Below are 1,265 nucleotides of genomic sequence, written 5' to 3'. Positions count from 1 at the left end.
CAATCCACCGGAATGGCACCCGCATGTGCTAATCGGGGGTTGGTGTGCTTTCCGGGTGAGTAAAAACAGGCCACGATGCCCGATATGCGCTGGGCAAATGAAGAAAAACGGAACCACTTCTAAAGGCACAACCAGGTGGCGATGCAAGGACCCGAACTGCTGCAGTTCCACGACACGAACCCGCACCGACCGCACGCAGGCCCGCGACTTTAAAGCCTTCGTCTCTTATGCCACCTCCACAGCAACGTTGTCTGAACTCGCTCAGCAACAAGGGGTAAGCCGTTGGACACTTGACCGCCGATTCAAACCGTTCTGGCTCATCGACATCCCCAACGACGGTGACCCACAGCGCGTCTACGACCAGATCTTCATCGACGGCACCTACACCGCCGCCGGATGCTTGCTCGTCGCAGCCAGCCACGACCACGTCATCGCATGGCACTGGACCAAACACGAAACCGCCCACGCCTACACGCAGCTACTCCGCAAAATCGCTGAGCCGCTCTGCGTCGTCCTCGACGGCGGACAAGGCGCACTTACTGCGATTAAAGCCTGCTGGCCGAACGCGATGATCCAACGATGCCTCGTCCATGCGCAACGCGTCATCCGCCGCTACACCACATCACGATCACGCACCGACGCCGGCAAAGCCATCTACGCCCTGGCGTTGAAACTGACCCGTATCACCACACTCGACCAGGCACGGGAGTGGACGCTGCGTCTGCACGACTTCGGACAGGTATTCAAAGCATTCCTCAACGAGAAAACGCCCGTGCCAAAAGAGCGCCGCACACTCAACAACCAGTGGGAATGGGCCCATCTGCGAGTTCGCAAGGCATACAACTCCCTGCTACACCTCTCACGGAAAGGATGGCTGTTTACCTACCTGCAGCCACCACCGAATGCGCTTGAGCCTCAACGCTGGGCTTCAACGACAAACAGTCTGGAAGGCGGCATCAACGCCCAGCTCAAACGCATCGCCGACGCGCATCGTGGCAGGTCCGGGGAACGCCAACGCAGAATGCTCGAGTGGTACCTGCACTCGAAAAAGCAGCTGCCTGACGACCCATTAAAGATCGCCAGGCAGTGCAATTTCGGACAAGATCAACTCGCCAAAGTCAACGATCTTGTCGAAGAAGACCACAACAAAGCCGACCAGGAAACAGGCCGACCAGCCTTCTACGACAACGCTATCCCAACCGAGTACGAACACTCGATAGGAATCAGAAAAGGCCCCATGAAGTAACAAACGGTGTGCCCGCCCC

The 1,265-nt window shown here is 57.9% G+C and carries 1 protein-coding gene; it reads left to right on the top strand.

Features of this window, described 5'->3' with window-relative positions:
- Window positions 1-97 precede the first annotated feature (97 nt).
- Window positions 98-1,246: an IS1249 family transposase gene (locus QKE30_RS10780; RefSeq protein ID WP_347934780.1), complete on the top strand. Its 1,149-nt coding sequence runs from the start codon at window positions 98-100 to the stop codon at window positions 1,244-1,246.
- Window positions 1,247-1,265 lie beyond the last annotated feature (19 nt).

The sequence above is a fragment of the Corynebacterium sp. c24Ua_83 genome (assembly GCF_039907245.1).
Lineage (GTDB): Bacteria > Actinomycetota > Actinomycetes > Mycobacteriales > Mycobacteriaceae > Corynebacterium.
The sequence above is the reverse complement of the archived record's forward strand: the minus strand, read 5'-3'. Positions and strand labels throughout refer to the sequence as shown.